Consider the following 8,274-nt stretch of genomic DNA (forward strand, 5'->3'; position numbering starts at 1 on the left):
GCGACGTTTTCGGCACGGTGGGGCTCACCCCCTGACGCCCGGGGGCCCGGTCCCCCGGGGGGGGTACCGGGCACCGGCGTCCGCCCGGGCTCAGCCGAGCAGCCGCTTCAGCCGCTCGCCGGCCGTGCCGAGCACGCCGCGGGCCTCGGCGAGCCGATCCGGCGTCACCCCGCCGTCCCGGGCCGCGTCGCGGACCTGGTCGCGGAAGCGGTCGAGCAGCCGCTCCAGCTCCCGGGCCGGGTCGCCGGCCGGGTCGGTGGCGGTCCAGGCCGGGGGCTCGGCCGGGGCACCGTCGGCCGGCTCGTCCTTGTCCAGGTCGATCCGGGTGACGGTGACCCGCTCCGCGGCGGGCGCGCCCCCGGCGGGCCCGGCCTTCTCCTCGGCGGGGTGGCCCCAGCGGGCCGCGTCGGCCAGCCCGGCCAGCCCCTTGGTCAGCTCGGAGAGCCCCTCGGCCAGACCGGTCGGCCAGTCGCCGCGCGCCGCGTGGTCACGCACCTGCTGCTCCACCCGGCGCTTGATCCGCAGCGCCTCCTGCTGGGCCGCGGTCCGCGCCGCCCTGGACTGCTCGCGCAGCCGGCGGGCCTCCTCCTCGGCGGCCTTGGCCTTGGCCTTGGCGGCCTTCTCCTGCTCCTTGGCCCGCTTGGCCTGCTCCTTGGCCTGCCGCTTGAACTGGGCGAACTCCTCCTTGGCGCGCTGCCAGGCGGCCTGGTCGCCCCACGGCCCGGCCCACGGGTTGCCGCCGTTCGCCTCCGCGTCCCCGTCCTCCGTCTGCGGCCGGGGGGCGTTCCTGCGGGCCTGCTCGGCCGCGCCCCACAGCTCCTCGCGCAGGTCCTTGGCGCTGTCCCGGACGTCCTCGCGGATCGCCCCGGCGAGCTGCGCCACCGAGTCGTGGATCTCGACCTCCAGCTCGTCGAGTTCGCCCCGCCGGGCGGCGAGCTCGGTGCGGCCCGCGTCGGTGAGCCGGTAGACCTTGCGGCCGCCCTCGGTGCTGTGCGCGACCAGACCCTCCTGCTCCAGCTTGGCCAGCCGGGGGTAGACGGTGCCGGCGGAGGGCGCGTACAGGCCCTGGAAGCGCTCCTCCAGCAGGCGGATCACCTCGTAGCCGTGGCGCGGGGCCTCGTCGAGCAGCTTCAGCAGGTAGAGCCGGAGCCGGCCGTGGCCGAAGACGGGGGTCATGTCAGGCCTCCTTGGTGAGGTCGGGGCCGGTGGACGGGCCGTCCCCGGCGGGCAGCTCCCGGACGACCGCCTGGGCGTCGTCGTCGGCGTCCGGCCGGCGCAGCACGGTGACGGCGCCGGAGACGGTGGTGACCGAGAGGCTGCCCTTGCCGTCGCCGAGCTGGCCGGAGAGCCGCTTGGTGCCCCAGCTGCCGGCCACCTTGAGCTCGTCGAAGCTGGAGGAGAGGTCACCGCTGGTGGTGCCGGCCTCGACCTTGGTGTCGGCCAGCGAGGGGAGCCGGACGCCGACCGCGCCGCTGACCGTGTTGACCTTGATCTCGGTGGGGGCGGCGGCCGCGAGGTCCAGGGTGACCGCGCCGGTGACGGCGTTGGCGGACACCTTCTCGGAGGTGCCGGCGACCACGGTGAGCCGGCCGGAGACGGTGTTGAGCCGGAGCTGTCCGGCCACCGACTGGGCGTCCACGTCACCGGTGACGGTCCGGGCGTCGGTCCGGCCGGCCAGGCCGACCAGGGTGATGTCGGCGCCGGCGGTCTGGGTCGAGACGTGCCCGGTGATGCCGGAGACGGTCGTCGCGGCGGAGACGGTGCCGACCTTGACCTCGGTGCCGGCCGGCACGGTCAGGGTGACCGCCGCGGTCCGCTTGCGCTTGAGCGAGGCGAAGAAGCCCTTCACCGACTCGACCGACTTCAGGACGTCGCCGAACTCGTTCCAGCTGCTGAGGTCCTTGTAGGTGACGGTGAGGACGCCGTCGACCAGGGTGACGTGCAGCGGCTCGCCCTTGAGCTCGGTGACCTCCAGGCGGGCGGGGCCCTCGGCGGCGACCACGTTGACCGTGCCGTCGATGATCCGCACCTGAAGGGTCCGGACCGTCTCCTCGATGGTGATCCTGTCGGGTCCTTCGACCGTCCACTGGCTCATCTCTGCCGCCTCCCGTTTCGGACTCGCGATGTATCGCGTTCTCTTCTCAAGACGATATATCGCGTGACGGCGAAGTCAAGGGAGTCCCGCCCCGGGGCCGACCCGGAGCGGACCCTGAGTCCCGCCCCTACGGGTCGCATGCGAAAGGGCCCGGAGGCGGGTGCCTCCGGGCCCTGACGACGGCCGTTCACCGGGTCAGCCGGTCACTCGTCGTCCTCGTCGTCGAGCCGCGCCAGCCAGGTGGCCAGCCGCTCGACCGGGACCTCGAAGTCCGGGTTGAGGTCGACGAACTCGCGCAGGCGCTCGGCCAGCCACTCGAAGGTGACCTCCTCGTCGCCGCGCCGGCTCTCCAGTTCCTCGATGCCGCGGTCGGTGAAGTACACGGTTCGCTCCGGTCCGGTGGGGATTCGACCTGGTCAGGATAGACCGGGTCAGCTCGCCCGCCAGGTGGAGAGGGTGACCTTGGCCGCGCCGGTGGCGGGGTCCGCGACCTCCACCTCGGCGATGGCGATGTTGCGGGTGATCCGGTCGCGGATGCACAGCAGCCGGCCCGGGGTGACCCGGTTGAACGTCAGGTCGGTGTCCGGCCGGGAGTCGATCGCGGTGGCGCACTGCTCCGGGGTGACGGAGGTCTCGGTGATCACCGCGAAGTCGGACTTGTTGTCGCCGACGCTGTCGAAGGAGTCGGCCCGGCTGCCGCTGGAGGTGGACTCCCGGCTGAGGCCGAGCCCCCACTTCAGGTCGGAGCCGCGCGGCACCACCGTGCCGGCCGTGAGGTCGATCCGGTAGGCCTCGCTGGAGTACTCGGCGCCCGGGATCGCGAGCGACTTCTTCGCGATCACCGGCTGGTAGCCGGTCGGGCGGGCCGGCGCGGTGACCCCGCCGGACGCGGCCGGCGTGCTCGGCGTGGCACTGACCGCCGGCGTGGTGGCGCTCGGGGTGGTGACCACGGCGGCGGGCGGCGTGGTGGCGGCCGGCGTGGTGGCCGGCGGTGCGGCGGGCTGCGCGCTGCCCGTGCCGGCCTGGCTGCTGCTGCTCTTGTCCTTGTCGTCGCCCATCTTGGACATCAGCACCACACCGCCGGCCGTGCCGCCGAGCGCCATCACCAGGGCGACGGTCAGCAGCACCTTCCACGAGACGCCGCCCTTGCGGGCAGGCTCCGGCGCCGGAGCCGGGGTGTCGGTGACCACCGGGCCGGGCGGCGGGGTGTCGTAGGACGGCGGCTCCTGGCGCAGCTGGACGGTGGGCGGGGCGCCGAGCAGCGGGCCGGTCGGCGCCTCGGTGGGCGTCTGCGCGGCGCCGTACGCGCCGAGCGGCGGCGGGACGAAGCCGGGCGGCGGGGTGTCCGGCCGGGCCGGGCCGAACCCGGGCGGCGGCGGGCCGAAGGACGGCGCGGTGGCCTGGTGGGTGGGCGGCGCGCCCGGCGGCGGCGTCGCGGCGAAGGGCCCGCCGGTCGGGGGAGCGGCCGGGGGAGCGGGCGGCGCGGCGGGCGCGGCCGGCAGCGGGGTGGGCGGGGTCTTCGGCAGGTCCGAGCGGCGGGTGATCTCGGTGTTGACCTGCTTGGGCAGCCAGTCGTCGGAGAACCGCAGCTGGCCGCCGACGCTCGGGTGGTTGCGGGCGACGTCGATGATCTCGGCCGGCGTCGGCCGGTCCTCGGGGGACTTCGCGAGGCAGCGCAGGATCAGCTCGCGCAGTCCGGCCGGGACGGCGTCCAGGTCGGGCTGCTCGTGCACCACCCGGTAGAGCACGGCGGTGTCCGGGCCGTCGCCGAACGGCGCGGTGCCGCCCGCCACGTACCCGGCCAGCGCGCCGAGCGCGAACACGTCGGTGGCCGGGGTGACCGGGCGGCCCTGGGCCTGCTCGGGCGACATGAAGGCGGGCGAGCCGATCCGGTAGCCGGTGCCGGTGAGCGCGGTGGCGTCGGCGGCCCGGGCGATGCCGAAGTCGATCACCCGCGGGCCGTCGCCGGCCACCAGCACGTTGGCCGGCTTGAGGTCGCGGTGGACCACCTCGACGCTGTGGATCGCCTGCAGGGCCTCGGCGATGCCGCCCATCAGGAGCAGCACGGTGCGGATCGGCAGCGCGCCGTTCTCCCGCACCACCTGCTGCAGCGAGGGGCCGGGGACGTACGCGGTGACCAGCCACGGGGCGTCGCCGTCCAGGCCCCCGGAGTCGATCACCTGGGCGGTGTAGAGCCCGTGGATCCGCTGGGCGTTGGACACCTCCTGGGCGAACCGGCGGCGGAACTCGCCGTCCTCGGCGAACTCCGGACGCACCACCTTGAGCGCCACCGGGCGGCCGCCGGGGGTGTACGAGAGGTAGACCCGGCCCATGCCGCCGGCCCCGAGCCGGGCGAACAGCCGGTAGCCGCCGACCTCCCTCGGGTCGTCAGGGAGCAGCGGCTGGAAGACCGGTGGGAGGGGTGCGGAGGGTGGCGTGTCGGCGGTCATGCGGTTGATCCCCCTGGGAGAGCGGTGAGGTCCACCGGCCACCGTCGGCGGGCGCGGCGACGGGCGCCCGGGCGGCGGCCGGACAGGCCATAACCTATCGACCCGTCAGGACGCCGTGCAGGTCGGTGCCCGGTTTGGTTGCAGAGCTGGGACCTTCGCACACGCTCCGCGCACGGCCGGGGGCCGCCCCGGACCGGCCCGGGAACGGCGGCGGCCCCCCGTTGCCCTGGACGTCCAGGGCAACGGGGGGCCGTACTGCCGGGGGCCTCGCCGCCGGCCGGTCGGGACCGGCGGGTCAGAGCGAGAAGACCTCCTCGACCAGCGCCTGCTGCTCGGCGGTGTGGCGCTTGGCCGAGCCGACCGCCGGGGCCGAGGAGGCCGGGCGGGCGACGCGCCGCAGCCGGGCGCCGTTGGCGCTGCGGCCGATGACGACCTCCAGGTGGTCGACCAGGTTCATGGCGATGAACGGCCACGCGCCCTGGTTGGCCGGCTCCTCCTGGGCCCAGACGAACTGGACGTCGCTGCCGTAGCGGGCCAGCTCCTCCTGGAGCTCGGCCACCGGGAGCGGGTAGAGCCGCTCGACCCGGACGATCGCCGTGTCGGTGACACCGCGCTCGGTGCGCGCCGACTCCAGGTCGTAGTAGAACTTGCCGGCGGTGATGACCACCTTGCGGACCTGCGCCGGGTCGACGGTGGCGTCGCCGATGACCGGGCGGAAGGAGCCGGACAGGAACTCCTCGGTGGCGCTCGCCGCGGCCTTCAGTCGCAGCATCGACTTCGGGGTGAAGACGACCAGCGGCTTGTGGTGCGGGTTGTGCGCCTGCCAGCGGAGCAGGTGGAAGTAGTTCGACGGCAGGGTCGGCATGGCGACCGTCATGTTGTTCTGCGCGCACAGCTGGAGGAAGCGCTCCGGGCGGGCGGACGAGTGGTCCGGGCCCTGGCCCTCGTAGCCGTGCGGCAGCAGCAGGGTGACGCCCGAGTGCTGGCCCCACTTCTGCTCGGCGGAGGCGATGTACTCGTCCACCATGGTCTGCGCGCCGTTGACGAAGTCGCCGAACTGCGCCTCCCACATGACCAGCGCGTTCGGGCGGGTCAGCGAGTAGCCGTACTCGAAGCCCATCGCCGCGTACTCGGACAGCAGGCTGTCGTACACGGTGTAGCGGGCCTGGTCCTCGGTGAGGTACTGCAGCGGGGTGTAGTCCTCGCCGGTGGTCCGGTCGATCAGGACGGCGTGCCGCTGGCCGAAGGTGCCGCGGCGGCTGTCCTGGCCGGCCAGGCGGACCGGGTGGCCCTCCATGAGCAGCGAGCCGATGGCGAGGGTCTCGCCCATCGCCCAGTCGATGGTGTTGTCCTCGACCGAGGCGGCGCGGCGCTGCAGCTGCGGCAGCAGGCGCGGGTGGACGGTCAGCCAGTCCGGCAGGTTGACCTGGGAGGCCGCGATCCGCTTGACCATCTCCTGGGAGATGCCGGTGCGGATGGTGACCGGGAAGTCGGCGACCGGCTTGCCGCCGGTGGCCGGGGCCGGGGCCTGGGCGGCGTCGCGGACCTCGGCGAAGACCTTCTCCAGCTGGCCCTGGAAGTCCTGGAGCGCCTGCTCCGCCTCTTCCATGGTGATGTCGCCGCGACCGATCAGGCCCTCGGTGTACAGCTTGCGCACCGAGCGCTTCTTGTCGATCAGGTCGTACATCAGGGGCTGGGTGAACGACGGGTTGTCGGCCTCGTTGTGACCGCGGCGGCGGTAGCAGATGAGGTCGATCACCACGTCCTTGTGGAACTCCTGGCGGAACTCGAAGGCGAGCCGCGCGACGCGGACCACGGCCTCCGGGTCGTCGCCGTTCACGTGGAAGATCGGGGCCTCGATCATGCGGGCCACGTCGGTGCAGTACATCGAGGAGCGGCTGGAGGCCGGGGCGGCGGTGAAGCCGACCTGGTTGTTCACCACGACGTGCACGGTGCCGCCGGTGCGGTAGCCGCGCAGCTGCGACATGTTCAGGGTCTCCGCGACGACGCCCTGGCCGGCGAAGGCCGCGTCGCCGTGGATCTGGATCGGCAGCACCGGGAAGGTGGTGCCGCCCTGGTCCAGGATGTCCTGCTTGGCGCGGGCGATGCCCTCGACGACCGGGTCCACGGCCTCCAGGTGGGAGGGGTTGGCGGCGAGCGAGACCTTGATGGTCTCGCCGTCCAGGCCGGTGAAGGTGCCCTCGGAGCCCAGGTGGTACTTCACGTCGCCGGAGCCGTGCATCGACTTCGGGTCGAGGTTGCCCTCGAACTCGCCGAAGATCTTGCCGTACGGCTTGCCGACGATGTTGGCCAGCACGTTGAGGCGGCCGCGGTGGGCCATGCCGATGACGGCCTCGTCGAGGCGGTGCTCGGCGGCGGCGTCGATGGTGGCGTCGAGCAGCGGGATGAGCGACTCGCCGCCCTCCAGCGAGAAGCGCTTCTGGCCGACGTACTTGGTCTGCAGGAAGGTCTCGAAGGCTTCGGCGGAGTTCAGCCGGCGCAGGATGCGCAGCTGCTCCTCGCGCTCGGGCTTGGTGTACGGCTTCTCCAGGCGCTCCTGCAGCCACTTGCGCTGCTTCGGGTCCTGGATGTGCATGTACTCGATGCCGACGGTGCGGCAGTAGGTGTTGCGCAGCAGGCCGAGGATGTCGCGGAGCTTCATCATCCGCTGGTTGCCGAAGCCGCCGACCGCGAACTCGCGCTCCAGGTCCCACAGGGTGAGGCCGTGGGTGGTGACGTCCAGGTCGGGGTGCTTGCGCTGCTTGTACTCCAGCGGGTCGGTGTCGGCCATGAGGTGGCCGCGGACCCGGTAGGAGTGGATCAGCTCCATGACGCGGGCGGTCTTGTTGACCTCGTCGTCGTGGGTGGTGGCGACGTCGGTGGCCCAGCGGACCGGCTCGTACGGGATCCGCAGCGACTCGAAGATCTCGTCGTAGAAGCCGTTCTGGCCGAGCAGCAGCTGGTGGATCGTGCGCAGGAACTCGCCGGACGCCGCGCCCTGGATGACGCGGTGGTCGTAGGTCGAGGTCAGCGTCATGATCTTGGAGACGCCGAGGCGGGCCAGGGTCTCCGGGGCGGAGCCCTGGAACTCGGCCGGGTACTCCATGGCGCCGACGCCGACGATGGTGCCCTGGTTCTGCATGAGGCGCGGCACGGAGTGCACGGTGCCGATGCCGCCGGGGTTGGTCAGCGAGACCGTGACGCCGGTGAAGTCGTCCATGGTCAGCTTGTTGGCGCGGGCCCGGCGGACGATGTCCTCGTAGGCCTGCCAGAAGCCGAAGAAGTCGAGGGTCTCGGCCTTCTTGATGGCCGCGACGACGAGCTGGCGGTCGCCGTTCGGCTTGACCAGGTCGATGGCCAGGCCGAGGTTCACGTGCTCGGGCTTGACCAGGTAGGACTTGCCGCCCTCCACCTTGTAGCTGTGGTTCATGCCCGGGGAGGCCTTGACGGCCTGGACCAGGGCGTAACCGATCAGGTGGGTGAAGGAGACCTTGCCGCCGCGGGCGCGCTGCAGGTGGTTGTTGATGACGATGCGGTTGTCGATCAACAGCTTGGCCGGGACGGCGCGCACCGAGGTCGCGGTCGGCACCTCCAGCGAGGCGTCCATGTTGGTCGCCACGGCCTTGGCCGGGCCGCGCAGCGCGACCAGCTCGGGGCCGGTGGCCTCCGGAGCGGGCGCGGGGGCCGGGGCGGCGGCCTTGGGGGCCGGCGGGGCGGCGGGGGCGGCGG

The 8,274-nt window shown here is 73.1% G+C and carries 5 protein-coding genes; all 5 read right to left on the bottom strand.

Annotated features, from left to right (window positions below):
- Nucleotides 1–90 precede the first annotated feature (90 nt).
- Complete coding sequence (locus ACFXAM_RS36190; RefSeq protein WP_380297879.1) at nucleotides 91–1,176, bottom strand: PadR family transcriptional regulator; 1,086 nt, start codon at nucleotides 1,174–1,176, stop codon at nucleotides 91–93.
- 1 nt (nucleotide 1,177) lies between these two features.
- Complete coding sequence (locus tag ACFXAM_RS36195; protein WP_380297881.1) at nucleotides 1,178–2,095, bottom strand: DUF4097 domain-containing protein; 918 nt, start codon at nucleotides 2,093–2,095, stop codon at nucleotides 1,178–1,180.
- A gap of 203 nt (nucleotides 2,096–2,298) precedes the next feature.
- Entirely contained in the window at nucleotides 2,299–2,478 is a 180-nt protein-coding gene (locus ACFXAM_RS36200) for a DUF6104 family protein (protein ID WP_030309148.1), read from the bottom strand.
- A 48-nt stretch (nucleotides 2,479–2,526) separates the two neighbouring features.
- Nucleotides 2,527–4,545 carry a serine/threonine-protein kinase gene (locus ACFXAM_RS36205; protein WP_380297882.1) on the bottom strand — a complete coding sequence of 673 codons (2,019 nt, stop codon included), beginning with the start codon at nucleotides 4,543–4,545 and terminating at the stop codon, nucleotides 2,527–2,529.
- A 295-nt stretch (nucleotides 4,546–4,840) separates the two neighbouring features.
- On the bottom strand, nucleotides 4,841–8,274 hold a 3,434-nt coding region (locus ACFXAM_RS36210), incomplete at its 5' end, for a multifunctional oxoglutarate decarboxylase/oxoglutarate dehydrogenase thiamine pyrophosphate-binding subunit/dihydrolipoyllysine-residue succinyltransferase subunit (RefSeq protein WP_380297884.1).

This window comes from Kitasatospora sp. NPDC059462 (genome assembly GCF_042749955.1).
Taxonomy (GTDB): Bacteria; Actinomycetota; Actinomycetes; order Streptomycetales; family Streptomycetaceae; genus Kitasatospora.